This is a genomic window from Citrobacter sp. BDA59-3 (assembly GCF_015167655.1).
GTDB classification, from domain to species: Bacteria; Pseudomonadota; Gammaproteobacteria; order Enterobacterales; family Enterobacteriaceae; genus Phytobacter; species Phytobacter diazotrophicus.
The window spans coordinates 256,125-282,675 of the sequence record NZ_CP063427.1 but is presented as its reverse complement, the minus strand read 5'-3'; the positions used below and the strand labels follow the sequence as shown (position 1 = coordinate 282,675).

22 protein-coding genes and 3 tRNA genes are annotated in these 26,551 nt (G+C 52.9%); 10 read left to right on the top strand and 15 right to left on the bottom strand.

The genetic code is table 11. From position 1 onward, the window contains the following. Positions 1-26 precede the first annotated feature (26 nt). The 10 genes from thiC to IP582_RS01300 all read left to right on the top strand — a co-directional run bounded on the left by thiC (position 27) and on the right by IP582_RS01300 (position 9,180). Positions 27-1,922, top strand: coding sequence for a phosphomethylpyrimidine synthase ThiC (gene thiC, locus IP582_RS01345; RefSeq protein ID WP_193794865.1), 1,896 nt, complete (start codon positions 27-29; stop codon positions 1,920-1,922). Continuing rightward, a complete protein-coding gene (thiE, locus tag IP582_RS01340; RefSeq protein WP_193794864.1) occupies positions 1,922-2,557 on the top strand; it encodes a thiamine phosphate synthase in 636 nt (211 codons plus the stop codon). The genes thiC and thiE overlap by 1 nt, the downstream gene beginning before the upstream one ends. Further along, a complete protein-coding gene (gene thiF, locus IP582_RS01335; protein ID WP_193794863.1) occupies positions 2,550-3,308 on the top strand; it encodes a thiazole biosynthesis adenylyltransferase ThiF in 759 nt (252 codons plus the stop codon). The genes thiE and thiF overlap by 8 nt, the downstream gene beginning before the upstream one ends. Next, positions 3,289-3,489, top strand: coding sequence for a sulfur carrier protein ThiS (thiS, locus tag IP582_RS01330; RefSeq protein ID WP_193794862.1), 201 nt, complete (start codon positions 3,289-3,291; stop codon positions 3,487-3,489). Before thiF ends, thiS begins: the two co-directional genes overlap by 20 nt. A gap of 1 nt (position 3,490) precedes the next feature. Next, positions 3,491-4,261, top strand: a complete 771-nt coding sequence (gene thiG / locus IP582_RS01325) for a thiazole synthase (protein ID WP_039076851.1) — start codon at positions 3,491-3,493, stop codon at positions 4,259-4,261. After that, positions 4,258-5,412, top strand: coding sequence for a 2-iminoacetate synthase ThiH (thiH, locus tag IP582_RS01320; RefSeq protein WP_193794861.1), 1,155 nt, complete (start codon positions 4,258-4,260; stop codon positions 5,410-5,412). Before thiG ends, thiH begins: the two co-directional genes overlap by 4 nt. Before the next feature lie 263 nt (positions 5,413-5,675). Then, positions 5,676-7,238 (top strand): sensor domain-containing diguanylate cyclase, encoded by a 1,563-nt coding sequence (locus IP582_RS01315; protein WP_193794860.1) that lies wholly within the window; start codon positions 5,676-5,678, stop codon positions 7,236-7,238. 119 nt (positions 7,239-7,357) lie between these two features. Then, positions 7,358-7,663: a PTS sugar transporter subunit IIB gene (locus IP582_RS01310; protein ID WP_039076854.1), complete on the top strand. Its 306-nt coding sequence runs from the start codon at positions 7,358-7,360 to the stop codon at positions 7,661-7,663. 4 nt (positions 7,664-7,667) lie between these two features. Further along, positions 7,668-7,988, top strand: coding sequence for a PTS lactose/cellobiose transporter subunit IIA (locus IP582_RS01305; protein WP_039076855.1), 321 nt, complete (start codon positions 7,668-7,670; stop codon positions 7,986-7,988). 148 nt (positions 7,989-8,136) lie between these two features. Then, positions 8,137-9,180 (top strand): AraC family transcriptional regulator, encoded by a 1,044-nt coding sequence (locus IP582_RS01300; protein ID WP_193794859.1) that lies wholly within the window; start codon positions 8,137-8,139, stop codon positions 9,178-9,180. Here the strand turns inward: IP582_RS01300 and IP582_RS01295 are convergent. The 15 genes from IP582_RS01295 to IP582_RS01225 all read right to left on the bottom strand — a co-directional run bounded on the left by IP582_RS01295 (position 9,098) and on the right by IP582_RS01225 (position 26,546). After that, a complete protein-coding gene (locus IP582_RS01295; RefSeq protein ID WP_193794858.1) occupies positions 9,098-10,162 on the bottom strand; it encodes an alpha/beta fold hydrolase in 1,065 nt (354 codons plus the stop codon). The genes IP582_RS01300 and IP582_RS01295 overlap by 83 nt on opposite strands. Positions 10,163-10,313: 151 nt before the next feature. Further along, positions 10,314-10,637, bottom strand: a complete 324-nt coding sequence (locus IP582_RS01290; RefSeq protein ID WP_193794857.1) for a cupin domain-containing protein — start codon at positions 10,635-10,637, stop codon at positions 10,314-10,316. A 56-nt stretch (positions 10,638-10,693) separates the two neighbouring features. Further along, complete coding sequence (locus IP582_RS01285) at positions 10,694-11,947, bottom strand: PTS ascorbate transporter subunit IIC (RefSeq protein ID WP_193794856.1); 1,254 nt, start codon at positions 11,945-11,947, stop codon at positions 10,694-10,696. Positions 11,948-12,465: 518 nt separating this feature from the next. Continuing rightward, on the bottom strand, positions 12,466-16,689 hold the full coding sequence (gene rpoC, locus IP582_RS01280) for a DNA-directed RNA polymerase subunit beta' (RefSeq protein ID WP_193794855.1): 4,224 nt from the start codon (positions 16,687-16,689) through the stop codon (positions 12,466-12,468). Positions 16,690-16,765: 76 nt separating this feature from the next. Then, positions 16,766-20,794, bottom strand: a complete 4,029-nt coding sequence (gene rpoB / locus IP582_RS01275; protein WP_039076860.1) for a DNA-directed RNA polymerase subunit beta — start codon at positions 20,792-20,794, stop codon at positions 16,766-16,768. 320 nt (positions 20,795-21,114) lie between these two features. After that, positions 21,115-21,480, bottom strand: coding sequence for a 50S ribosomal protein L7/L12 (gene rplL, locus IP582_RS01270; protein ID WP_002884142.1), 366 nt, complete (start codon positions 21,478-21,480; stop codon positions 21,115-21,117). Positions 21,481-21,546: 66 nt separating this feature from the next. Next, positions 21,547-22,044 (bottom strand): 50S ribosomal protein L10, encoded by a 498-nt coding sequence (gene rplJ / locus IP582_RS01265; protein ID WP_007704673.1) that lies wholly within the window; start codon positions 22,042-22,044, stop codon positions 21,547-21,549. A 415-nt stretch (positions 22,045-22,459) separates the two neighbouring features. Then, positions 22,460-23,164 (bottom strand): 50S ribosomal protein L1, encoded by a 705-nt coding sequence (rplA, locus tag IP582_RS01260; RefSeq protein WP_039076861.1) that lies wholly within the window; start codon positions 23,162-23,164, stop codon positions 22,460-22,462. Between the two features lie 3 nt (positions 23,165-23,167). Beyond that, positions 23,168-23,596: a 50S ribosomal protein L11 gene (rplK, locus tag IP582_RS01255; protein ID WP_006688357.1), complete on the bottom strand. Its 429-nt coding sequence runs from the start codon at positions 23,594-23,596 to the stop codon at positions 23,168-23,170. Positions 23,597-23,737: 141 nt separating this feature from the next. Continuing rightward, entirely contained in the window at positions 23,738-24,283 is a 546-nt protein-coding gene (gene nusG, locus IP582_RS01250; protein ID WP_001287521.1) for a transcription termination/antitermination protein NusG, read from the bottom strand. 1 nt (position 24,284) lies between these two features. Next, positions 24,285-24,668, bottom strand: a complete 384-nt coding sequence (gene secE / locus IP582_RS01245) for a preprotein translocase subunit SecE (protein WP_003033128.1) — start codon at positions 24,666-24,668, stop codon at positions 24,285-24,287. Between the two features lie 228 nt (positions 24,669-24,896). Further along, positions 24,897-26,081, bottom strand: coding sequence for an elongation factor Tu (gene tuf / locus IP582_RS01240; protein ID WP_047372260.1), 1,185 nt, complete (start codon positions 26,079-26,081; stop codon positions 24,897-24,899). A gap of 115 nt (positions 26,082-26,196) precedes the next feature. Then, a tRNA-Thr gene (locus tag IP582_RS01235) sits at positions 26,197-26,272 on the bottom strand. 5 nt (positions 26,273-26,277) lie between these two features. Beyond that, positions 26,278-26,352: transfer RNA gene (locus IP582_RS01230), tRNA-Gly, on the bottom strand. 109 nt (positions 26,353-26,461) lie between these two features. Further along, positions 26,462-26,546: transfer RNA gene (locus IP582_RS01225), tRNA-Tyr, on the bottom strand. Positions 26,547-26,551 lie beyond the last annotated feature (5 nt).

The window sequence follows — 26,551 nt, the reverse complement described above, 5'->3', positions numbered from 1 at the left end:
CATGTCCTTAACATTTGGAATGAGCTATGTCTGCAAATCAACTTACACGCCGTGAACAACGCGCCCAGGCGCAGCATTTTATCGACACGCTGGAAGGCACCGCTTTCCCGAACTCAAAACGTATCTACATCACCGGCTCACAGCCTGATATTCGTGTTCCGATGCGCGAAATCCAGCTTAGCCCGACGCTTATCGGCGGCTCGAAAGATAACCCTCAATACGAAGAAAACGAGGCGATTCCGGTCTATGACACGTCCGGTCCCTATGGCGACCCGAATGTGACTATCGACGTACAGCAGGGGCTGGCGAAACTGCGTCAGCCGTGGATCGATGCCCGCGACGATACCGAAAGACTGAGCGATCGTAGTTCGGTATACACCAAAGAGCGGCTTGCGGATGACGGCCTGAACGACCTGCGTTTTAGCGGCTTACTGACACCGAAACGGGCCAAAGCGGGCCAGCGTGTCACCCAGTTGCATTATGCGCGTCAGGGGATGGTGACCCCGGAGATGGAGTTTATCGCCATCCGTGAAAATATGGGCCGCGAGCGTATCCGCGGTGAGGTGTTGCGCCAGCAGCATCCTGGCCACGGCTTTGGCGCTAACCTGCCAGAAAATATCACCCCGGAATTTGTGCGCGACGAAGTGGCAGCCGGGCGCGCCATCATCCCCGCCAACATCAACCACCCGGAGTCGGAACCGATGATCATCGGCCGCAATTTCCTGGTGAAGGTTAATGCCAACATCGGCAACTCCGCGGTCACCTCCTCCATCGAGGAAGAGGTGGAAAAACTGGTGTGGTCAACCCGCTGGGGTGCCGATACGGTAATGGACCTGTCGACGGGCCGCTATATTCATGAAACCCGCGAGTGGATCCTGCGTAACAGCCCGGTGCCAATTGGTACTGTACCGATCTACCAGGCGCTGGAGAAGGTGAACGGCATCGCCGAAAACCTGACATGGGAAGCGTTCCGCGACACCCTGCTGGAGCAGGCTGAGCAAGGCGTGGACTATTTCACCATCCACGCGGGCGTGTTGCTACGCTACGTGCCGATGACCGCCAAACGCCTGACCGGCATCGTGTCACGCGGCGGTTCGATTATGGCGAAATGGTGCTTATCCCATCACAAAGAGAATTTCCTCTACGAGCACTTCCGCGAAATCTGCGAAATCTGCGCCGCCTATGATGTCTCACTGTCGCTGGGCGACGGCCTGCGTCCGGGCTCAATTCAGGATGCCAACGACGAAGCGCAATTCGCCGAGCTGCACACGCTGGGCGAGCTGACCAAAATTGCCTGGGAATACGATGTACAGGTGATGATTGAAGGTCCCGGCCACGTACCGATGCAGATGATCCGCCGCAATATGACCGAGGAGCTGGAGCGCTGCCACGAAGCGCCGTTCTATACCCTCGGCCCTTTGACCACCGATATCGCGCCGGGCTATGACCACTTCACCTCCGGGATTGGCGCGGCGATGATCGGCTGGTTCGGCTGCGCCATGCTCTGCTATGTCACGCCAAAAGAGCACCTCGGTTTGCCAAACAAAGAGGATGTGAAGCAAGGGCTGATTACCTACAAGATCGCCGCGCATGCCGCGGATCTCGCCAAAGGCCATCCCGGCGCGCAGATCCGCGATAACGCCATGTCCAAAGCACGTTTCGAATTCCGCTGGGAAGACCAGTTCAACCTGGCGCTCGACCCGTTCACCGCCCGTGCGTATCACGATGAAACCCTGCCGCAGGAGTCGGGCAAAGTCGCTCACTTCTGCTCCATGTGCGGGCCGAAATTCTGCTCAATGAAAATCAGCCAGGAAGTACGCGATTACGCCGCAGCCCAGACCATCGAAGTGGGGATGGCGGATATGTCAGAAAACTTCCGCGCCAAAGGCGGTGAAATCTATCTCAAAAAGGAGGAGGTCTGATGTATCAACCCGATTTCCCGAGAGTGCCCCTTCGCTTAGGCCTTTACCCGGTGGTGGACAGCGTGGCGTGGATTGAACGCCTGCTCGAAGCCGGCGTGCGCACCATCCAGTTGCGTATCAAAGATAAACGCGATGAAGAGGTTGAAGCCGACGTTGTAGCGGCCATTGCACTGGGGCGTCGTTACGATGCCCGCCTGTTTATCAACGACTACTGGCGGCTGGCGATAAAACATAACGCTTACGGTGTACATCTGGGTCAGGAAGACCTGGAAACCACCGATTTGAAGGCGATCCAGGCTGCGGAATTACGCCTCGGCGTATCGACTCACGACGATATGGAAATTGACGTGGCGCTCGCCGCACGCCCGTCCTATATCGCCCTGGGGCATGTCTTCCCGACGCAAACGAAACAGATGCCCTCCGCGCCGCAGGGGCTGGAGCAACTGGCGCGGCATATCGAAAGACTTGCCGATTATCCGACCGTCGCCATCGGCGGGATAAGCCTTGCCCGTGCGCCCGAAGTACTGGGAACTGGCGTTGGCAGCATTGCGGTCGTCAGCGCGATTACGCAGGCGGCTGACTGGCGTGAGGCAACGGCGCAATTACTGGCTCTGGCGGGGGTTGGCGATGAATGATCGTGACTTTATGCGCTATAGCCGCCAGATGTTGCTGGAAGATATTGCCATCGACGGGCAACAAAAGTTGCTCGCCAGCCGGGTGCTGATTATCGGGTTGGGTGGGTTAGGTTCCCCCGCCGCGCTCTACCTGGCGGGCGCGGGTGTGGGTACGCTGGTGCTGGCCGACGATGACGATGTGCATCTGAGTAACCTGCAGCGGCAAATCGTGTTTACCACTGACGACATCGCCCGGTCTAAATCGCAGGTCACCAAACAGCGCCTGGGACGGCTGAACCCGGAAATTTCGCTGATCGCCCTTGAGCAGCGCCTTTCCGGCGAGGCGTTGCGCCACGCGGTGGACAATGCCGATCTGGTACTCGATTGCACCGATAATATGGCGACTCGTCAGGCGATTAATGCCGCCTGCGTCAGCACCGGTACACCGTTGATTACCGCCAGCGCCGTGGGTTTCGGGGGGCAGTTGATGGTGCTAACACCACCGTGGACCCATGGTTGCTATCGCTGTTTGTGGCCAGATGAACAGGAGCCCGAACGCAACTGCCGTACCGCCGGTGTGATCGGCCCGGTGGTCGGCGTGATGGGCACTCTTCAGGCACTCGAAGCGATCAAGCTTCTGAGCGGTATGAATACCAACACCAGCGAGTTACGTCTGTTTGATGCCCGCGCCAACAACTGGCGCAGTCTGGCGTTACGCCGGGCCAGCGGCTGCCCGGTTTGCGGAGGGCTGCATGCACATTCAGTTCAATGACACGCCCATGCAGCTCGACGACACGCTGACCGTCTCGGCCCTGTTGCAGCAACTCGATCAGCTAAAACCCGGCGCCGCGCTGGCGCTTAATCAGCAAATTCTTCCGCGCGAGCGGTGGGAAGCGCATATCGTGCAGGACGGCGACCAGATCCTGCTTTTTCAGGTTATCGCAGGGGGCTGAGATGTTACGCATTGCAGATAAACAATTTGATTCACACCTGTTTACCGGTACCGGGAAATTTGCCAACGCAGCGCTGATGGTCGACGCCATCCGCGCGTCCGGCAGCCAGCTAGTCACACTGGCGATGAAGCGTGTCGATTTGCGTCAACATAACGATGCCATCCTCGCGCCACTCCTGGCAGCAGGCGTCACGCTACTGCCTAACACATCAGGGGCGAAAACGGCGCAAGAAGCTATTTTTGCCGCCCAACTGGCGCGTGAAGCGCTGGGTACCCACTGGCTGAAACTGGAGATCCACCCCGATGCACGCTGGCTTTTGCCGGATCCTATCGAGACGCTAAAGGCGGCGGAAGCCCTGGTGAAACAGGGGTTTGTCGTGCTGCCTTACTGTGGCGCAGACCCGGTGTTATGCAAGCGCCTTGAAGAGGTCGGTTGTGCCGCCGTCATGCCGCTGGGTGCTCCCATTGGCTCCAACCAGGGACTGGAAACGCGGGCGATGCTGGAGATCATCATCGAGCAGGCAACCGTGCCGGTGGTGGTTGATGCCGGTATCGGCGTACCCAGCCATGCGACACAGGCACTGGAAATGGGTGCTGATGCCGTACTGGTGAATACGGCGATTGCCGTGGCCGACGATCCGGTAACAATGGCGCATGCGTTCCGTCTGGCTGTTGAGGCCGGCATGCTGGCACGCCAGGCGGTCCCCGGCGCGCGCCACTCCCATGCCGTGGCCACCAGCCCGCTGACCGGTTTTCTGGAGGCCAGCGCATGAAGACGTTTACCGATTACTGGCGCACGCTGAACTGGGATGATCTTCGGCTACGCATTAACAGTAAGACGGCAGCCGATGTGGAGCGAGCCCTGAATGCCACGCGCCTGACCCGCGATGACCTCATGGCCCTGCTCTCTCCTGCTGCCAGCGCATATCTGGAACCTCTGGCACAAAAAGCGCAACGCCTCACGCGCCAGCGCTTTGGCAACACGGTGAGCTTTTACGTCCCGTTGTACCTTTCTAATTTATGCGCCAACGACTGTACCTACTGCGGTTTTTCGATGAGTAACCATATCAAGCGCAAGACGCTCGATGAATCAGAGATCGCACGCGAATGTGCAGCCATCCGCGAAATGGGCTTTGAACATTTGCTGCTGGTCACCGGCGAGCATCAGGGAAAAGTGGGAATGGACTATTTCCGCCGTCACCTGCCAACCATTCGCCGCCAGTTCGCCTCTTTGCAAATGGAAGTACAACCACTCTCCATGGAGGAATACGCCGAACTGAAAACGCTGGGGCTGGATGGCGTCATGGTGTATCAGGAAACCTGGCATGAAGCACAGTATGCCCGGCATCATCTGCGCGGCAAGAAACAGGATTTTTTCTGGCGACTGGAGACGCCGGACAGGCTCGGCCAGGCGGGTATCGATAAAATCGGTCTTGGCGCGCTGATTGGCCTTTCCGATAGCTGGCGGGTGGATTGTTACATGATGGCAGAGCATTTGTTGTGGTTACAGCAGCACTACTGGCAAAGCCGTTTTTCTGTTTCCTTCCCCCGCTTACGCCCCTGCGCTGGCGGGATCGAGCCGGCCTCTATTATGGACGAACGTCAACTGGTGCAGACCATTTGCGCTTTCCGCCTCTTTTCGCCGGAAATCGAACTGTCACTCTCAACACGTGAATCACCCTGGTTTCGTGATCATGTGGTGCCGCTGGCCATTAATAACGTCAGTGCGTTTTCCAAAACGCAGCCCGGCGGTTATGCCGATAATCATCCGGAACTGGAACAGTTTTCACCGCATGATGACCGGCGGCCAGAAGAGGTGGCAACTGCGCTGGCAGCACGTGGTTTACAGCCCGTGTGGAAAGACTGGGACAGTTGGCTGGGAAGAACGCCGCAAGAAAATGGCAACGTTGCCGTTACGCGCTGATATCTTTCGGGACACTGCGCATCACACTCATCGGGGCGTTGTCGCTTACGCCCCGCCTCTCTTTGGTTAACCTCGTTTTCCCGTCGCTTGATATAAATCAGCCAACTCCGCGTTTTCCGGCGCAAATTTCCCTTCATTTATGCCTCATGGTGTAACATTAACCGATTGAATAGATTAATAGCACTGAACGTCTTTTTTATTTACCGCGCCACGCTTGCCTATACTTTCCAGGTCACTGTCTAACGCTCTCGAAGATAACGAACATGTATAGCCGAAAACTTTCGTTCACTACACCCATTCTGGTGAGTTTTACCGGCATCTTTCTTTGCCTGGCCGTCATTGCCACGCTGGTCATTTTAAGCCAAAGGAAAGACATTACTGATAACTATCACAAGGTTAATCAGACGTTTACGCATAACATTGCGGTTAACTATGCCGAAGCCGTTTTTCAGGAGAATGATTATATTCTCAACCAGGCCGCAGCCTACTTTTCCCGTTATAACCGCCTCGATAGCGCGGTAAATTTCACCTCGCCTGAGGGATTACAATCCCTGATGCAGTTACTGCGGCTAATGCCCTCTGTCTCCTCTATTTCACTGGCCGATCCACAGGGCCGTTACCTGCGTGCCCCGGTGGTGTTTGATAGCGAAGAGGGTCAGCGTTATGACGCCAAAACCCGCCCCTGGTTCGTTCGCCAGGCCGAGGCGACGTCATACAGCAAATACACGGATATTTACGAGGATTACTTTACCCATCATCCGACAGTGACGGTATATAAGCCCGTCGTCTCCCCGGAGGGCAATCTCAAAGGCACGCTGGCTTTTCACCTGGATCTGGCCTCTATCAGCCATGGATTACGAACCATGCAATCCCCCATGCAAGGGGAGTTTTTTGTGGTGGACCGTAGCGGTCATGTCATGCTGCACCCGGATACGGGCGTCCTTTTCGAGGCGTTTTCCCAGCAGTCGCGAATGAAAGAGATGAACAGCGGCGAGGGCATGTTTCATGACGAACGACGTAACACCTGGCTTTATTACAGCTCGCTGACCAATCCGGACTGGTTTGCCATCTATATCGTACCGGGCGATACGCTGGAAAATCTCCTGCGCGATGAAACGCTGGTGGTCGGTTGGGGGTTTGGCGTTGCGGCCATGACTATTATCCTGTTCGGTCTGTATCTGCACTACGCTTCCCGCACAGTCCTGCTCAATATTATTAATGCGATTAAAACCGGGGATGTACAGCAGACACCGAAGCTGGAGGCGATGCTGAGCAAAGCGATAGTCAGTAGCAAAGAACGGGAGCAGGTCTGGGTAAGGCAGGCCACGATGGATGCCCTGACAAACTGTAAGAATCGCCGGGCATTTGATAGCGATATCGCCGCCCTGATGAACGATCATCAACCCTTCGCGCTGGCGCTGGTCGATATTGATAACTTCAAATCGATAAACGATACGTGGGGACACCTGAGCGGCGACATTGTGCTGCGTAATGTTGCCCGGGAAGGGTTGCAAGTGCTGCAGTCACAACATATCTCGCTCTACCGTTACGGCGGCGAAGAGTTTGCGGTTATTTTCCCCGAAGATCACATCGCCAACGCGCGTCAGATACTGGAGCAGTGGCGTATTAACGTGGCAAGCCGTGAGTGGCGTGAAGAGGGAATGGCCGTAACGTTCAGCGCCGGATTGGGTGAGTGGCAAATGGAGTCGCTGGAGCAACTGGTGAATAGCGTTGATGAGGCGCTCTACCAGGCGAAACAGCAAGGCAAAAACCAAATCGTATTGCGTAATAAGTCGCTTCCCGCCGATTCGTCAACCTCCTTGTAACCGGTTTCAGACAGCGCAGTGAATGTTTGTGATGCTATACACACATTCATGGAAAGGCGGTTGTTGAAGGGGCCGGCACGGGATAATTATCAGTTATCCCATCCACATCGAGGCTGACTATGAAAAACATCGTTTTATGCTGTGCTGCGGGGATGTCCACCAGCATGCTGGTTCAACGCATGAAAGACGCAGCGCAGAAAAAAGGGGTAGAAGTTTCCATTAAAGCCGTTCCCGTCGCTGAGTTTAAAGACAATATCGCTACCGCAGATATTGTCCTGCTCGGGCCGCAGGTGAAGTATGAGCAGGCCAAGTTGCAGGCGCAGGCCGAACCGCTGGGCAAAAAAGTCGCGGTTATCGACATGATGGATTACGGCATGATGAAAGGCGATGTCGTTCTGGAAAAAGCCCTTAAGCTGATGGAGTAAGCGCGTGGAAGATTTAGAAACCATCATTATGGAGCTGCTGGTGAATGCAGGTGCAGCGCGCAGCCAGGCGCTGACGGCATTGCAACTGGCGCGTAAAGGCGATTTTGCCGGTGCGGAACAGGCGATGGAAGAGTCCCGCGAATTCGTCAAACACGCGCATAAAATCCAGACACAACTTATTGGCCTTGATGAAGGTGCCGGGAAATTGCCGGTTAACCTGATTACCGTGCATTCTCAGGATCACTTGATGAATGCAATGGTTATCCAGGATTTGGCGGGAGACATGATTGAACTATACCGCCGCCTGCCGCCCGTTAATCAATAATTAACTCTTGCTCAGTTATGCATGATGCCCGATGAGTCGGGCATTTTGCTGTTTAGCCCCTGTCAACGCGCTATCTGGTGGCGTGTTTTTTTCTGCCATTTATGGCAGAACATGAGCATTCTTCTGTTGAACGACATCAGGATCCAGGATGCCTTCGCTCCCTTTTCCCGTCTTTACTCTTTTTCTCCTGCTTATCTTACTGGCCAAAGTTTGCCTGCAGCCGGGTGAGAAATCGCGAGGGGTAATGTACTTCATCGTAGGTTGCACACTACTGGTTATTATGTCGGCCCTGCGTTGGGCGTTTGACGCCATGGTGTTTCGCCAGATTCAGTCATTGCTGGCGATACTTTTCCCGCCGTTGGTGTGGCGCTGCTTTACCGACCTCACCGGGCGAAAACGCGTCTGGCATATTTCAACATTCATCATACCGCCTGGCCTCGCCCTGCTGGCGAATCTTACCTGGCCTGAGGCAACGGATGCCGTACTAGTGCTGCTTTATCTGGGGTACGGCATTGCGCTGCTCAGAACTGCTCTGTTGGGCGCCGATGCCTTTGTCTTAACGCGGCTTAGCGATTCGCCAACAACCTCGGTGATGGCGTTTGCCGCCGGATGTTTCCTGTGTTTTTCGAGCCTGACGGATGCGGCGATAGCCTATGATTTTAACCAGTACCATGGGCAGCATGCGCCTCTGTTGGTTGCTATTTCACAAGGTATCTTGTTGCCATTTATTTGCCTGGCGATTTTGTTCACCGGACGAAAAGTCACGCCACCTCCCCTCTACGTGACAGCGGAGGTTACCGGGCCAGAGGTGGTGGATCCAGAAGACAATGATCTCTGCCTGCATCTGGAAAACGCGCTTACGACACGCGAGTTTTTCCTTGACCCGGATCTTTCATTACAGGGGCTGGCACGAAAAACCGGGACACCTGCACGACAAATATCCCGGGCCATCAACCGCACCCGGGGCTGCAATGTCTCCCAGTGGATTAATGGCTTTCGCATTCAGTATGCACAGCGCTTGTTAGTGCAGTCAGATGCTCCTGTCACGCAGATCATGCTGGAGGCAGGTTTCTCCACAAAATCCAATTTTAACCGTGAATTTATGCGCATCAGCGGGATGAGTCCTGGCGATTTTCGCCGTGCTGAGGCGAGTCGTTCAGGGACTGATTTAAAAACTGACTCATCTGCGTAAACAATTGCTGGTGGATAGCCTGCCGGCTTAGCTGTCCACCATCCCGGCAAACAATACCCTCACCGGGTTCTGCGGCTTCAATCATTGCCACGGCGCCTGGCTTACATTCTTGCATAAAACTAAAGTGCGTCGCTCCCGTCACGCTGACCAGATGGCGATACCCCTGCGCAAGTGCAGTAAAGAGGTAGCCTGATTCCAGACGTGCAGGAACATCATCGCTGTCGGCCTGCGCGCCCACAACCAGCACTGGCACGGAAACCTGTGCAAGGCTCTCGGGGGTAAAGCCCCTTGCCAGTCCCAAATCCAGAGAAATAACGGCTTTGATGCGTACGTCACGTTGGCTTGCCGCCAACGGTGCCAGTGATTCAGGCTTATCAATACCCAGAACGTGTTTGAGTTTACAGGCTCCCAGCGCCGGATGCGTTTCACAATCTTTCAAAAAGCGAGGCGCAGAAAACTGCGCGCCCGCCAGCTCCATGACTGTCCAGCCTCCCAGAGAGTGGCCTACTGCCGCAATGCGTTCGGGGTCAACAGCACCGGCAATGGCGGGTGTATCAGACAGGTAGTCCAGCATCGCAATCAAATCCCGTGGACGTTCCCACAACTGCTGTGCTGCCACTTCTTCTTTATTGCGAGTGGTGGTGCCGGGATGGTCAACTGCCGCCACAATATAACCCTGAGAGGCCATTCCCTGAGCCAGCCAGTTTAAATTGCGCCAGTTGCCACCGTAACCGTGCGAAAGCAACAAAAGGGGGTGCTGCCGTGCTGTTGGTTTCGCATTGCGAAGTGCAGGAATACCGTGAAACACGGCATTCTCTCCTATGCGTTCGATTTTCCCGGCGTCTGTTGTTGGGTACCACAGGGCGATATCGAGAGGACGGTTGCTGTTTTCATTTATCTGCAGTTGTCTGAAACCGACATTCGCATACGCGGAATAGCTGATAAGAAGAGTAAGCAGTAGCAAAGTAAGACGACGATACATAATGATTTTCCTGATGAGTTAACACCCGGCTTTTCTAGCATCCGCAGCCTGTGCTCGCGTCCTGAAACACGATCGAGGTCTTTTTTGATGGTTTTTGTACATAAAAAAACCCACCGAAGCGGGTCTTTGTTTTTATTCTGAGCAGAAGCGCTTAAGACAAAAAGTCTTCACGTTGCGGCGTGAATGTATCCAGCAGCGTTCCGGCTTCCAGGCAAACACAACCGTGCACAACATTTGGCTTTTTGTAGAGGGTATCGCCGGCACTAACCTCTTTCGTTACGCCATCAATCGTAAAGCTAAAGCGTCCTGACAAAACATAAGTGAGCTGTTCATGCGGATGGCTATGCATAGGCCCTACGGCTCCCTCGGCAAAATTAACCTCCACCGCCATCATCGTGCCGCCATGGGCCAGGATCCTACGATTGACGCCATTACCCAGATCTTCCAGCACCGTCTCTTTTTTATAAATAAACATTTTTACACCTCGCTAAAACAGAATTTGCAGGCCTGGTATTCAGGCCTGCAGCACGATTAATGCGCCAAACCAAACGTGTATTTAATGATGGCTGACAGGAATGTGAAATCAGGGTCAGCAAAGGTCACACTGTCAACACCCAGATGGCTGAACAACGGTAGTACCAACGCCGGAAGAACACACAGCAGCAGGCCGTTTACAAAGCTTGCGATCAATGCGCCTCGCAAGCCACCGGTTGCATTACCAAAAATAGCAGCACTGCCACCAGTAATAAAACTCGCCATGATGCCAGGGATAATCACCGGTAGGCCAATGAACGGGAACAGCGCAACGCAGCACAGCTCCGCCATAAAGCTCACCAGAAAACCGATGAGAACCGCGTTCGGAGATTTATCAAACAGCACCATCGGATCCACTGCCGGAATGGAGCCGGGCGCAACAATTTGAGAAAAGCCTTTAAAAGCAGGTACGATTTCCTCAGTGAACATGACCACGCCTTTTTTGGCAATGTACAAACCGCCCGCAAACGTCGCTGATTTTTCTAATAACCAAACCAGATAAGGTTTGCCCGCTAACATTTTATCGAGAAAAGCATGTTCAGCGAATATAGAAGAAATGCCCAGCAAACAGAACATGGTCAGAAAAGTGGCAACATCAGCATTCTTGAGGAAACTAAATTTATCGCTAACTTTAACTTCTTCAACGTTCGTTGCGGTATTGCCAAACCATTTACCTAAGTAAGAACCAATAATATAGGAACTGGATGCAGCATGGGCTATACAATACTCATTATGGCCGATAATCTTTCGGCTAAAACGTGACAATATAGTTGGAAAAACGGCCATGTAGGCACCAATAACCACAGAGCCAAAAATAATAGCAAATTGCTCACCGTAGCCAAGGCCAACGAGGGCGGCTGTCACGGAAAAGGACATAAAGACAATCAGGTGCAGTGACAGATATATCGCTTTAAAACGGGTATAGCGTGCCAGCAGGACGTTAATAATCATCGCGAAAAACAGAATAAATGCGGCAGGCCGACCAAGCTTGTCAATGGTCAACGCCATGATAGCTTCATTGCTTGGGACAACGCCCCGCAAGCCAAACGCATTGGTGAACAGATCGCTGAACATGGTCAGAACACCACCAAGTATGCTCCCACCTGTTTTAATTAATACAAAGCCGATAAAAGCAAGGAGTGTGCCTTTGATAATATTCGTAATGCTACTTTTTTGTAACGCCAGACCCAGAAAGGCAATAAAAGCAATTATTATTGCAGGGGTACCCAATATTTTAATTACGTAATCCATAATAAACCCTTTCACCGTACGCATTGATTATTAACTGATAATGATTTGTATCTTTTATTTAGTATTTCAGTAATATTGAAACGAGCCGGTTCCTGAGAAATAAATCCCAGAATTATTTTTATAATTTGGCAATCCATAGAAAGATTGCATTATTTAATGATATAGAGACGCGCTGATTAAAATTAACCAGTCGTTATAAATTTGAGCTTAAGACTTACTATCAGGATATGAAAATAGAGCCCCTTATTTCTGATCATGAAAATGGCCTGGATAAAACATCTGCTAACAGTGCGTATTTTAACAAACAGGGAAAAAGAAATTGTGACGCACACAACTAAAACACCATTTCATTTTAATTAATCCAGGATTTTACTTATGGGTGCTGGCAGAACGCCAGAGGTGTGATTCAGAGAGAGGCAATAAAAACGGGCACAAAAAAGCAAAAAAAACTGCACCTTAGTCAGTTGGGATCCAACCTTTGGGGTGCAGCTTAACTTATATTAACGTGTCAGCAACGATTACTCGTTATCAGAACCGCCCAGACCTGCATTCAGCAGTTCTGCCAGGCTGGCAGATGCATCTTCAGCAGTCACCTGCGGTGCAGCCGGAAGTTCACCCGCTGCGCGACGGCGCATACGATCCTGGTGGTACGCGTAACCTGTACCTGCCGGGATCAGACGACCCACGATAACGTTCTCTTTCAGGCCACGCAGTTCGTCACGTTTGCCCGCAACGGCTGCTTCGGTCAGGACACGTGTGGTCTCCTGGAACGATGCCGCAGAGATGAAGGACTCGGTTGCCAGAGACGCTTTGGTGATACCCAGCAGATCGCGCGAGAAGGTCGCACCGATTTTGCCGTTCGCTTCCAGATCGCGGTTCGCAATCTTGACGCGGGAGTATTCAACCTGCTCGCCTTCCAGGAAGTCGGAGCTACCTGCATTTTCGATGGTCGCTTTACGCAGCATCTGACGAACGATAACTTCGATGTGTTTATCGTTAATCTTAACGCCCTGCAGACGGTATACGTCCTGGACTTCGTTAACAATGTAACGGGTCACAGCATGTACGCCACGCAGACGCAGAATGTCGTGCGGCGCTTCCGGACCGTCGGAAACCACGTCGCCACGTTCTACACGTTCACCTTCGAACACGTTGAGCTGACGCCATTTCGGAATCATCTCTTCGTACGGTTCGCTACCGTCTACCGGGGTGATAACCAGGCGACGTTTCCCTTTGGTTTCTTTACCGAAGGAAATGATACCGCTGATTTCAGCCAGGATCGCCGGCTCTTTCGGACGACGTGCTTCGAACAGGTCCGCAACGCGCGGCAGACCACCGGTGATGTCCTTGGTACCGCCGGATTCCTGAGGAATACGCGCCAGGGTGTCACCAGAGCTGATCTGTACGCCATCTTCCAGCTGTACAATCGCTTTACCCGGCAGGAAGTACTGCGCAGGCATATCGGTACCAGGGATCAGAACGTCGTTACCCTGAGCATCAACGATTTTCAGTGCAGGACGCAGATCTTTACCGCCGGTAGTACGTTCAGCAGAATCCAGAACCACCAGAGAAGACAGACCGGTCAGCTCGTCGGTCTGACGAGTAATGGTCTGGCCGTCGATCATGTCAGTGAAGCGGATGAAACCACTTACTTCGGTGATAACCGGCATGGTGTGTGGATCCCAGTTTGCAACGGTTTCACCGCCGGCAACCTGCTCGCCATCACCTTTCGCCATAACCGCACCGTAAGGCACTTTATAGCTCTCTTTGGTACGACCGAACTCGTCGATCAGCTTCAGCTCGGTGTTACGGGAAGTGATGACCAGTTTACCGCTGGAGTTCACAACCGACTTCGCGTTGCTGAGCTTGATGCTACCTTTGTTTTTCACCTGGATGCTGGATTCAGCAGCCGCACGAGATGCCGCACCACCGATGTGGAACGTACGCATCGTCAGCTGTGTACCCGGCTCACCGATGGACTGTGCCGCGATAACGCCGATAGCCTCACCTTTGTTGATGATGTGGCCACGCGCCAGGTCACGACCATAGCAGTGCGCACATACACCAAAGTCGGTGTCACAGGATACAACGGAACGCACTTTGACGGAGTCAACGGAGTTCGCTTCCAGCAGGTCACACCAGTGCTCGTGCAGCAGCGTGTTGCGTGGAACCAGAATATCCGCGGTACCCGGCTTCAGTACGTCTTCCGCAGTCACACGACCCAGTACGCGATCGCGCAGCGGCTCTTTAACATCACCACCCTCGATAACCGGGGTCATGGTGATGCCTTCCAGCGTGCCGCAATCGTCTTCGGTAACAACCAGATCCTGCGCAACGTCAACCAGACGACGCGTCAGATAACCGGAGTTCGCGGTTTTCAGGGCGGTATCCGCAAGGCCTTTACGCGCACCGTGCGTGGAGATGAAGTACTGGAGTACGTTCAGACCTTCACGGAAGTTCGCGGTGATTGGCGTTTCGATGATGGAGCCATCCGGCTTCGCCATCAGGCCACGCATACCTGCCAGCTGACGAATCTGTGCTGCAGAACCACGCGCACCGGAGTCGGCCATCATGTAGATGCTGTTGAAGGAAACCTGCTGCTCTTCTTTACCTTCACGGTTGATAACCGTTTCGGTCTGCAGGTTGTCCATCATCGCCTTGGATACACGATCGTTCGCCGCAGCCCAGATATCGATAACTTTGTTATAGCGTTCGCCTGCGGTAACCAGACCAGACTGGAACTGCTCCTGGATCTCAGCCACTTCCGCTTCCGCCTCGGAGATGATCTCGTGTTTCTTCTCCGGGATAACCATGTCATCGATACCAACAGATGCACCTGAACGCGCTGCATAAGCAAAGCCGGTGTACATCGTCTGGTCTGCAAAGATAACGGTCGGTTTCAGACCCAAAATGCGGTAACAGGTGTTCAGCATTTTGGAGATCGCTTTTTTACCCAGAGGCTGGTTCACGATAGAGAACGGCAGACCTTTCGGCACGATCATCCACAGGATCGCACGACCAACGGTCGTATCGATCAGGCTGGTTTTAGACGTAAATTCGCCCTGTGCATTTTTTTCATATTCAGTGATACGCACTTTAACGCGCGCATGCAGAGAGGCCAGGCCAGCGCGATAAATACGCTCAGCTTCTTTCGGGCCAGTCAGCACCATGCCTTCGCCTTTGGCGTTAACACAGTCACGGGTCATGTAGTACAGACCCAGTACAACGTCCTGAGACGGAACGATGATAGGTTCGCCGTTCGCCGGAGACAGAATGTTGTTGGTAGACATCATCAGCGCACGCGCTTCAAGCTGGGCTTCCAGCGTCAGCGGTACGTGAACAGCCATCTGGTCACCATCGAAGTCGGCGTTATAGGCCGCACAAACCAGCGGGTGCAGCTGGATAGCTTTACCTTCGATCAGTACCGGTTCAAAGGCCTGGATACCCAGACGGTGCAGGGTTGGCGCACGGTTCAGCAGTACCGGGTGTTCGCGGATCACTTCGTCCAGGATATCCCAGACTACAGCTTCTTCTCGCTCAACCATTTTCTTCGCGGCTTTGATGGTGGTGGCGAGGCCACGCAGTTCCAGCTTGCCGTAGATGAACGGTTTGAACAGCTCCAGCGCCATTTTCTTCGGCAGACCGCACTGATGCAGACGCAGGTATGGACCTACGGTGATAACAGAACGACCGGAGTAGTCAACACGCTTACCGAGCAGGTTCTGACGGAAACGACCCTGTTTACCTTTGATCATGTCGGCCAAAGATTTCAGAGGACGTTTGTTAGAACCGGTGATCGCACGACCGCGACGACCGTTATCCAGCAGGGCATCTACCGCTTCCTGCAGCATACGTTTTTCGTTGCGTACGATGATGTCCGGCGCAGCCAGATCCAGCAGACGTTTCAGACGGTTGTTACGGTTAATGACGCGACGATACAGATCGTTCAGGTCAGAGGTCGCGAAACGGCCACCATCCAGCGGAACCAGCGGACGCAGATCTGGCGGCAGAACCGGCAGAACGGTCAGGATCATCCACTCCGGCTTGTTGCCAGACTGTACGAACGCTTCCAGCAGTTTGATACGCTTGGTCAGCTTCTTACGCTTGGTTTCGGAGTTAGTTTCGTTCAGCTCTTCACGAAGCTGCTCGCACTCTTGCTCCAGATCCATGCTCTTGAGCAGGGCCTGGATAGCTTCCGCACCCATCTTCGCGTCGAATTCGTCACCGAACTCTTCCAGCGCGTCCAGATACTGTTCTTCGGTCAGAATCTGGTTACGTTCCAGGTTCGTCATACCGCCTTCGATAACCACATAGGATTCGAAGTACAGAACACGTTCGATATCACGCAGCGGCATATCCAGCAGCAAACCGATACGGGACGGCAGAGATTTCAGGAACCAGATGTGAGCAGTCGGAGACGCCAGCTCGATGTGGCCCATACGCTCACGGCGCACTTTAGTCTGGGTCACTTCAACGCCGCACTTCTCACAGATCACACCGCGGTGTTTCAGGCGCTTGTACTTACCGCACAGGCACTCGTAGTCTTTTACTGGTCCGAAAATACGGGCGCAGAAAAGGCCGTCACGCTCAGGTTTGAACGTACGGTAGTTAATGGTTTCCGGCTTTTTAACTTCACCGAAAGACCATGAACGGATCATGTCTGGCGAAGCCAGAGCAATTTTGATCGCATCAAACTCTTCGGTTTTAGTTTGCGCTTTCAGAAACTTTAATAAGTCTTTCACGGATTTGCTCCCGTCGGAGTTAGCACACTCTGCTGTCGGGTTTTACCCCGACAGCAGTGACCTGTTTGAGCGAGAATTACTCGTCTTCCAGTTCGATGTTGATACCCAGCGAACGAATCTCTTTCAACAGTACGTTGAAGGATTCCGGCATGCCCGGTTCCATCTGATGGTTGCCGTCCACGATGTTTTTATACATCTTAGTACGACCGTTCACGTCATCAGACTTAACGGTGAGCATTTCCTGCAGGGTGTAGGCGGCGCCGTAAGCTTCCAGCGCCCACACTTCCATCTCCCCGAAGCGCTGACCACCGAACTGCGCCTTACCACCCAGCGGCTGCTGAGTCACCAGGCTGTAAGAACCGGTAGAACGAGCGTGCATTTTGTCGTCGACCAGGTGGTTCAGTTTCAGCATGTACATGTAACCTACGGTTACCGGACGCTCGAACTGTTCACCGGTGCGGCCGTCATACAGTGTGATCTGACCGGAGGTCGGCAGGTCACCCAGTTGCAGCAACTCTTTAATCTCAGCTTCTTTCGCACCGTCGAATACCGGCGTTGCGATTGGCATACCTTTTTTCAGGTTCTCAGCCAGACGCAGTACTTCTTCATCGCTGAAGGTGTTCAGGTCAACTTTCTGACGAACATCGGCACCGAGGTCATACGCTTTCTGGATGAATTCGCGCAGTTTCGCGACTTCTTGCTGCTGTTTCAGCATGGCATTGATCTTATCGCCGATACCTTTCGCAGCCATACCCAGGTGGGTTTCCAGAATCTGACCGATGTTCATACGAGACGGTACGCCCAGCGGGTTCAGTACGATATCTACCGGCGTACCGTTAGCATCGTGCGGCATATCTTCGATCGGGTTGATCTTCGAGATAACACCCTTGTTACCGTGACGACCTGCCATTTTGTCACCCGGTTGGATCTGACGTTTCACGGCCAGATAAACCTTAACGATTTTCAGCACGCCTGGTGCCAGATCATCGCCCTGGGTGATTTTGCGGCGTTTCGCTTCGAGTTTTTTCTCGAACTCGTGTTTCAGTTCGTCATACTGCTCAGCCAGTTGTTCCAGCTGATTTTGTTTCTCTTCGTCGGTCAGACCGAGTTCCAGCCAGCGGTCACGCGGCAGTTTATCGAGCTTCTCAGCTTCGATGCCACCGGAAACCAGCACCGCGTAGATACGACTGAACAGACCAGCTTCGAGGATCTGCAGTTCTTCAGACAGGTCTTTCTTGGCCTGTTTGAGCTGCATCTCTTCGATTTCCAGTGCACGTTTGTCTTTTTCTACGCCATCGCGGGTAAAGACCTGAACGTCGATAACGGTACCAGAGACACCATTTGGTACGCGCAGAGAAGAGTCTTTAACGTCAGACGCTTTCTCACCGAAGATCGCACGCAGCAGTTTCTCTTCTGGGGTCAGTTGGGTTTCACCTTTCGGCGTTACCTTACCAACCAGAATGTCACCGCCGGTCACTTCCGCACCGATGTAAACGATACCGGATTCATCCAGTTTGGAGAGCGCAGCTTCACCCACGTTCGGGATGTCAGCGGTGATCTCTTCCGGCCCCAGCTTGGTGTCACGGGACACACACGCCAGTTCCTGAATGTGGATGGTGGTGAAACGGTCTTCCTGGACAACACGCTCAGAAACGAGGATGGAGTCTTCGAAGTTGTAACCATTCCACGGCATGAACGCGACACGCATGTTCTGACCGAGAGCCAGTTCACCAAGGTCAGTGGACGGGCCATCTGCCAGCACGTCGCCGCGCTCGATTGGCTCACCCAGAGAGACACACGGCATCTGGTTGATACAGGTGTTCTGGTTAGAACGGGTGTACTTGGTCAGGTTGTAGATGTCGATACCGGCTTCGCCTGGGTACATCTCGTCTTCGTTAACTTTGATAACGATACGGGACGCATCAACGTACTGAACCATACCACCACGTTTAGCAACCGCAGTAACACCGGAGTCAACGGCAACAGCACGTTCCATACCGGTACCAACCAGCGGCTTATCAGCGCGCAGAGTCGGAACCGCCTGACGTTGCATGTTCGCACCCATCAATGCACGGTTGGCGTCATCGTGTTCCAGGAACGGGATCAGGGACGCACCGACGGAAACCACCTGCTGGGTGGATACGTCCATGTAGTCAACCTGGTCGCGGCTGAACAAGCTCGATTCGCCTTTACTACGGCAGGTAACCAGATCTTCTACAAAGTGGCCTTCGTCATCCAGGTTGGAGTTCGCCTGAGCGATAACGTAGTTACCTTCTTCGATAGCAGACAGGTAGTGAATTTCGTCGGTCACAACGCCGTCAGTCACTTTACGGTACGGCGTCTCAAGGAAGCCGTATTCGTTAGTCTGTGCGTACACAGACAGGGAGTTGATCAGACCGATGTTTGGACCTTCAGGCGTTTCGATTGGACATACGCGACCGTAGTGAGTCGGGTGTACGTCTCGAACTTCAAAGCCTGCACGTTCACGGGTCAGACCGCCCGGGCCGAGTGCGGAGATACGACGTTTGTGCGTGATCTCAGACAGCGGGTTGTTCTGGTCCATAAACTGAGACAGCTGACTGGAACCGAAGAACTCTTTCACTGCCGCAGAAATCGGCTTGGCGTTGATCATGTCCTGAGGCATCAGGGTATCCAGATCGCCCAGAGACAGACGCTCTTTCACCGCACGCTCAACGCGGACCAGGCCAACGCGGAACTGGTTTTCCGCCATTTCGCCAACGGAACGGATACGACGGTTGCCGAGGTGGTCGATATCATCGACTTCGCCTTTACCGTTACGGATATCGATGAGCTTCTTCATCACTTCGATGATGTCTTCTTTGCTCAGGATACCGGAACCTTCGATCTCGTCGCGCAGCAGAGAACGGTTGAACTTCATACGACCAACCGCGGACAGATCGTAGCGGTCTTCGGAGAAGAACAGGTTCTCGAACAGGCTTTCAGCAGCTTCACGAGTCGGCGGCTCACCAGGACGCATCATGCGGTAGATTTCTACCAGCGCGCTCAGGCGATCGTTGGTTGGGTCGACGCGTACAGTCTCAGAGATGTACGGACCGTGGTCCAGATCGTTGGTGAACAGCGTTTCGATACGCTTGTGACCAGACTGGCTCAGTTTAGCCAGCAGATCCAGGCTCAGCTCCATGTTCGCCGGGCAGATCAGCTCACCGGTAGACTCATCCACGTAATCTTTGGACGCGACTTTACCAGCGATGTACTCAACCGGTACTTCGATGTGCTGAATCTCGTCTTTTTCCAGCTGACGAATATGGCGCGCAGTAATGCGTCGGCCTTTTTCTACATAGACTTTACCGTTAGCTTCGATGTCGAAAGATGCAGTCTCGCCACGCAGGCGTTCCGGCACCAGTTCCATCTGCAGCTTGTTGTCGCGAATTTCGAAGACAACTTTTTCAAAGAACAGATCAAGAATCTGCTCAGTGGTGTAATCCAGTGCGCGCAGAATAATGGTCGCAGGCAATTTACGACGACGGTCAATACGAACAAACAGGTTGTCTTTCGGATCGAACTCGAAGTCCAGCCAGGAACCACGGTAAGGGATGATGCGCGCGTTATAAAGCACCTTACCAGAAGAGTGGGTTTTGCCTTTGTCGCTGTCGAAGAAAACGCCAGGACTACGGTGCAACTGAGAAACGATAACGCGCTCAGTACCGTTGATGACAAAAGTACCGTTGTCGGTCATGAGCGGAATTTCGCCCATGTACACTTCTTGTTCTTTAATGTCTTTAACGGTGCCTTCCGGCGCTTCGCGCTCGTAGATCACCAGACGCAGTTTTACGCGCAGCGGTGCGGAATAGGTTACGCCACGAATTTGACATTCTTTAACGTCAAATACAGGTTCGCCAAGACGGTAGCTGACGTACTGCAGTTCAGAATTGCCGCTATAGCTGGCAATTGGGAACACGGAGCGGAAAGCCGCTTCCAGGCCGTACTGCCCTTCAGGATCTTGCTCGATAAACTTCTGGAACGAGTCAAGCTGGATAGAAAGGAGATATGGAATGTCCAGAACTTGTGGACGTTTACCAAAATCCTTACGAATACGTTTTTTCTCGGTATAGGAGTAAACCATAGGGTTCCTCAGCTCGCTGACAAGTCGACCCACTCTGTCCATCGGAGGGACAGTTTATGCAACACCATTTTGTTGACCGGAAAATCGAATACTTTCCGCAATATCTGTTGCTATCACGCTTAAATCATTTCATTGCGATTTACACAGAGCCAGGCGCCTGTCGCAGTATATTAAGTCGTCGATAGAAACAAACATTGTCAGGACTACCAGCAGTCAAACAGTGTGAAATGCTGCTGGCGCCTTACAGCGCAAAATGGCTGGTGACTAAAAAGTCACCAGCCATCGGCCTGATTTCTCAGGCTTCAACCAGAAAAGTTGGCTTATTTAACTTCAACTTCAGCGCCAGCTTCTTCCAGAGATTTTTTCAGTGCTTCGGCGTCGTCTTTGCTGATGCCTTCTTTCAGGGCAGCAGGTGCAGATTCAACCAGGTCTTTAGCTTCTTTCAGACCCAGGCCAGTTGCGCCACGTACTGCTTTGATAACAGCAACTTTGTTAGCGCCAGCAGCTTTCAGAATTACGTCGAATTCAGTTTTTTCTTCAGCAGCTTCAACCGGGCCAGCAGCTACAGCTACAGCAGCAGCAGCGGAAACACCGAATTTTTCTTCCATTGCAGAGATCAGCTCAACAACGTCCATTACGGACATAGCGGATACTGCTTCAATGATTTGATCTTTAGTGATAGACATTTAAATTGTTCCTGAATATCAGAATAAGTTTATACGTAAGCGAATGCGTTACAAAGACAACTGCGATTAAGCAGCTTCTTTCGCATCGCGTACAGCAGCCAGAGTACGAACCAGTTTGCCAGCCGAAGCTTCTTTCATGGTTGCCATCAGGCGTGCAATTGCTTCTTCGTAGGTCGGCAGAGTTGCCAGGCGATCGATCTGGGATGCCGGGATTAACTCACCTTCAAAGGCAGCGGCTTTGACCTCAAATTTTGCATTCGCTTTCGCGAAATCTTTGAACAGACGAGCAGCAGCGCCCGGGTGTTCCATAGAGTATGCAATCAGGGTCGGACCAACGAACGCGTCTTTCAGGCACTCGAACTGAGTACCTTCAACAACACGGCGCAGCAGGGTGTTACGAACAACACGCATGTATACGCCGGCTTCGCGACCTGCTTTACGCAGTTCGGTCATTTTATCTACGGTAACGCCACGGGAATCCGCAACAACCGCAGACAGCGCGCCTTTGGCTACTTCGCTGACTTCAGCAACAATCGCTTGTTTGTCTTGAAGATTTAAAGCCATTAGCTTTGCTCCTGGATGTTTGCCAGGGCTCATGCCCTGGAACTCACTTCACTCTTCCCAATGGAAAGAGCGTCTTAATACGGTGAGCAGAAACAAGCCAGAATATCCAAAAATAATCTTAGCGTTCTGTCACCGTCTACGCAGGGGATTAAGTCTCTTGCGAGACACCTGCGGTCTTCGACGGAGGCCTGGATTAGGCCAGGCTCCAACGAACAAATCTTGTCTATGACTTCGTCCTTCGAACTGCTGCTGCGTTGCCTGCTCTCGCTCACACCAGTCACATAATTAACTATGCTCCTGGCGATTCACTCGCTTGCCGCCTTGCCGCAATTCAAATGACTCGCATAGCGTCTGTATCTTTCAACAGAATCGTGGGGGTAAAATTGTAGACAAATTCACCGCCCACGTAAAGGTATTAGTTTGCAGAAGCGCTCAGGCCAGCCTGATCAACTGCAACACCGGCACCCATGGTGGTGGAGATGCTGATTTTCTTGATGTACACGCCTTTCGCCTGAGTCGGTTTTGCTTTTTTCAGCGCAACCAGCAGAGCTTCCAGGTTTTCTTTCAGTTTGTCAGCGTCAAAATCCACTTTACCGATGGTGGTGTGAATGATGCCGTTTTTGTCGTTACGGTAACGAACCTGACCTGCTTTCGCGTTTTTAACCGCTTCAGCAACGTTCGGCGTTACAGTACCCACTTTCGGGTTTGGCATCAGGCCACGCGGACCCAGAACCTGGCCCAACTGGCCAACAACGCGCATTGCATCCGGGGAAGCAATAACAACGTCAAAGTTCATTTCGCCTTTTTTGATCTGGTCTGCCAGATCTTCCATACCTACCAGCTCAGCGCCTGCAGCTTTAGCAGCTTCAGCGTTTGCGCCCTGAGTAAATACGGCTACGCGAACAGAACGGCCAGTACCGTGCGGCAGTACAGTTGCACCACGTACGTTCTGATCAGATTTACGGGCGTCGATGCCGAGGTTAACAGCAACGTCAACGCTTTCTACGAATTTAGCAGTGGCCAGCTCTTTCAGCAGAGAGATAGCTTCGTTGATGTCGTACTGTTTGGTCGCATCAACTTTGTCACGGATCACGCGCATGCGCTTGGTCAGTTTAGCCATTTCTTAGTCCTCCACTACCAGGCCCATGGAACGTGCAGTACCTTCAATGGAGCGAGTCATCGCTTCAATATCGGCACCAGTCATGTCGGCAGCTTTGGTCTGCGCGATTTCCTGCAGCTGAGCGCGGGAAATTTTACCCACTTTGTCTTTGTTCGGCTTGCCGGAACCAGACTTGATACCAGCCGCTTTCTTCAGCAGAACTGCTGCCGGAGGCGTTTTGGTAACGAAAGTGAAAGAACGGTCAGCGTAAACGGTAATAACAACCGGAATCGGCAGACCTTTTTCCATGGAATCAGTTTTCGCGTTGAACGCTTTACAGAATTCCATGATGTTAACACCCTGCTGACCCAGAGCCGGACCAACCGGTGGGCTCGGGTTTGCCATGCCAGCTGCAACCTGCAGCTTGACGTAGGCCTGGACTTTCTTAGCCATTCTAAATTCCTCGTTTGGGTTATAGCGCCCGGAAGGGCTCCCCGTGTTTAAATTCGTTTTACGGGTACGGGACCCATAAAATCAAAAGGCGCGAAATTGTATGCCAACTTCGCGCCTTGTGCAACATTTGATCGCCTTTTTTTAGGCTTTCTCTACCTGGCTAAAGTCCAGCTCCACCGGGGTCGCACGACCGAAAATGGAAACAGAAACTTTCAGGCGGGACTTCTCGTAGTCAACTTCTTCGACCACACCATTGAAGTCAGCAAACGGACCATCGTTAACGCGGACCATTTCACCTGGTTCGAACAGCGTTTTCGGACGCGGCTTATCACCCACCTGCTGCAAGCGGTTCATAATCGCATCAACTTCTTTATCGCTGATCGGCGCCGGACGATCGGAAGTACCACCGATGAAGCCCATTACGCGCGGAACGCTGCGCACCAGGTGCCAGCTTGCGTCGTTCATGACCATCTGCACCAGTACGTAACCCGGGAAGAATTTACGCTCGCTTTTACGACGCTGGCCACCACGGATTTCGACCACTTCTTCGGTCGGCACCATAACTTCGCCAAACAACTCTTCCATATTGTGTAATTTGATGTGCTCACGCAGCGAAGTCGCTACGCGGCCTTCAAAACCGGAAAACGCCTGAACGACGTACCAGCGCTTTTTAGGAGCTTCAGACATCTCAGAACCTCAGGCCAGTGATAAAGGAAACGAGGCGAACCAGAATACCATCCAGTCCCCACAGAATAAGTGACATAACCGCAGTTACCGCAGCTACGATCAATGTGGTGTGCAATGTTTCCTGGCGAGTAGGCCAAATTACCTTACGGACTTCAGTTCTCGCTTCGCGGGCAAATGCAACGGTCGCTTTACCCTTCGTCGTCAACAGCGCGACACCACCTGCTGCAGCAATCAGAATCACAACGGCCAGCGCACGCAGCGGCAGCATCATGTCACGATAAAGGTAGTTGCCAACGATCGCTACGAGCAACAGAACAGCAACAACAACCCACTTCATCGCTTCCAGGCCGCGCCCGCTCCCTTGAGCTTCGGTATTCGCACTCATAAACCAACCTGTTACAAGAATCAGACAAACATTTTTGCCCCGCATAGGCGAGGCAACCAAACCGAAATGCTCTGGCGCGTTTCGGATTTAACGCCATCTACAGAGCCTGTCTCAGCAATGATTATGACAAAAAAAATCACTGATGAGCCAGGTTCTGATTCGAGAGCGTGCAAAAAGGGCATCAAATGATGCCCTTTTCTTACGCTTAGCGTCAAATGTTATCAGCGATTAGCCGAGAACTTTTGCTACAACGCCCGCGCCTACAGTACGGCCGCCTTCACGGATTGCGAAACGCAGACCGTCGTCCATCGCGATCGGGTGGATCAGGGTAACAACCATTTTGATGTTGTCGCCCGGCATTACCATCTCTACGCCTTCCGGCAGTTCGATGGTGCCAGTCACGTCAGTTGTACGGAAGTAGAACTGCGGACGGTAGCCTTTGAAGAACGGAGTATGACGGCCGCCTTCATCTTTGGACAGAATGTACACTTCGGATTCGAACTTGGTGTGCGGCTTGATGGTGCCCGGCTTAGCCAGTACCTGACCACGTTCGATTTCTTCACGTTTGATACCACGCAGCAGAACACCCACGTTCTCACCAGCACGGCCTTCGTCCAGCAGTTTGCGGAACATTTCAACGCCGGTACAGGTAGATTTCGCAGTATCTTTGATACCAACGATTTCAACTTCTTCACCCACTTTGATGATACCGCGCTCTACACGACCGGTAACAACGGTACCACGACCGGAGATGGAGAATACGTCTTCGATCGGCAGCAGGAACGGCTTGTCAATCGCACGCTCTGGTTCCGGGATATAGGTATCCAGGTGGCCAGCCAGTTCGATGATTTTCGCTTCCCACTCTGCGTCGCCTTCCAGCGCTTTCAGAGCAGAACCACGAACGATCGGAGTGTCGTCGCCCGGGAAATCGTACTGAGACAGAAGTTCACGAACTTCCATTTCAACCAGTTCCAGCAGCTCTTCGTCATCAACCATGTCGCATTTGTTCAGGAACACGATGATGTACGGAACGCCTACCTGACGACCCAGCAGGATGTGCTCACGAGTCTGCGGCATCGGGCCGTCAGTCGCAGCAACAACCAGGATCGCGCCGTCCATCTGCGCAGCACCGGTGATCATGTTTTTAACATAGTCGGCGTGGCCCGGGCAGTCTACGTGTGCGTAGTGACGGATCGCAGTATCGTACTCAACGTGAGAGGTGTTGATGGTGATACCACGTGCTTTTTCTTCCGGCGCGTTATCGATCTGGTCGAATGCGCGAGCCTGGCCACCGTAAGTTTTGGACAGAACGGTAGTGATTGCAGCGGTCAGCGTTGTTTTACCATGGTCAACGTGGCCGATAGTACCGACGTTAACGTGCGGTTTTGTACGTTCAAACTTTTCTTTAGACATCGATTGTCCCTCTAAGACACGGATAAATCGGTGATATCACCACATCAACCAGGCAACATGCCCGACTTGTTGAATGCAATAAACAGAGAGAAACAGGGGAGGAGAGATAAAGAAGTGGTGCTGATACCCAGAGTCGAACTGGGGACCTCACCCTTACCAAGGGTGCGCTCTACCAACTGAGCCATATCAGCACGTCTGGAGCGGGCAGCGGGAATCGAACCCGCATCATCAGCTTGGAAGGCTGAGGTAATAGCCATTATACGATGCCCGCATCCTAAAACTCGGCTACCCTATTCTTTCTGTGTTTCAGGAGAAGAAAACTCTCCCTTTGAGTTGATTCAGTTTTGACACCAACTCTGGTCACACGAGGCGACCGAAAATGGTGGTGGGGGAAGGATTCGAACCTTCGAAGTCTGTGACGGCAGATTTACAGTCTGCTCCCTTTGGCCGCTCGGGAACCCCACCGGACT

Bases quoted from the DNA above. Each gene is read 5' to 3' on its own strand.
- rplA (WP_039076861.1), bottom strand. From the start codon at position 23,164: ATGGCTAAACTGACCAAGCGCATGCGCGTGATCCGTGACAAAGTTGAT.
- thiC (WP_193794865.1), top strand. From the start codon at position 27: ATGTCTGCAAATCAACTTACACGCCGTGAACAACGCGCCCAGGCGCAG.
- IP582_RS01285 (WP_193794856.1), bottom strand. From the start codon at position 11,947: ATGGATTACGTAATTAAAATATTGGGTACCCCTGCAATAATAATTGCT.
- rplJ (WP_007704673.1), bottom strand. From the start codon at position 22,044: ATGGCTTTAAATCTTCAAGACAAACAAGCGATTGTTGCTGAAGTCAGC.
- IP582_RS01295 (WP_193794858.1), bottom strand. From the start codon at position 10,162: ATGTATCGTCGTCTTACTTTGCTACTGCTTACTCTTCTTATCAGCTAT.
- tuf (WP_047372260.1), bottom strand. From the start codon at position 26,081: ATGTCTAAAGAAAAGTTTGAACGTACAAAACCGCACGTTAACGTCGGT.
- IP582_RS01290 (WP_193794857.1), bottom strand. From the start codon at position 10,637: ATGTTTATTTATAAAAAAGAGACGGTGCTGGAAGATCTGGGTAATGGC.
- thiG (WP_039076851.1), top strand. From the start codon at position 3,491: ATGTTACGCATTGCAGATAAACAATTTGATTCACACCTGTTTACCGGT.
- thiS (WP_193794862.1), top strand. From the start codon at position 3,289: ATGCACATTCAGTTCAATGACACGCCCATGCAGCTCGACGACACGCTG.
- IP582_RS01300 (WP_193794859.1), top strand. From the start codon at position 8,137: ATGCCTTCGCTCCCTTTTCCCGTCTTTACTCTTTTTCTCCTGCTTATC.
- thiE (WP_193794864.1), top strand. From the start codon at position 1,922: ATGTATCAACCCGATTTCCCGAGAGTGCCCCTTCGCTTAGGCCTTTAC.
- IP582_RS01315 (WP_193794860.1), top strand. From the start codon at position 5,676: ATGTATAGCCGAAAACTTTCGTTCACTACACCCATTCTGGTGAGTTTT.
- thiF (WP_193794863.1), top strand. From the start codon at position 2,550: ATGAATGATCGTGACTTTATGCGCTATAGCCGCCAGATGTTGCTGGAA.
- IP582_RS01310 (WP_039076854.1), top strand. From the start codon at position 7,358: ATGAAAAACATCGTTTTATGCTGTGCTGCGGGGATGTCCACCAGCATG.
- rpoB (WP_039076860.1), bottom strand. From the start codon at position 20,794: ATGGTTTACTCCTATACCGAGAAAAAACGTATTCGTAAGGATTTTGGT.
- secE (WP_003033128.1), bottom strand. From the start codon at position 24,668: ATGAGTGCGAATACCGAAGCTCAAGGGAGCGGGCGCGGCCTGGAAGCG.
- rplK (WP_006688357.1), bottom strand. From the start codon at position 23,596: ATGGCTAAGAAAGTCCAGGCCTACGTCAAGCTGCAGGTTGCAGCTGGC.
- thiH (WP_193794861.1), top strand. From the start codon at position 4,258: ATGAAGACGTTTACCGATTACTGGCGCACGCTGAACTGGGATGATCTT.
- rplL (WP_002884142.1), bottom strand. From the start codon at position 21,480: ATGTCTATCACTAAAGATCAAATCATTGAAGCAGTATCCGCTATGTCC.
- nusG (WP_001287521.1), bottom strand. From the start codon at position 24,283: ATGTCTGAAGCTCCTAAAAAGCGCTGGTACGTCGTTCAGGCGTTTTCC.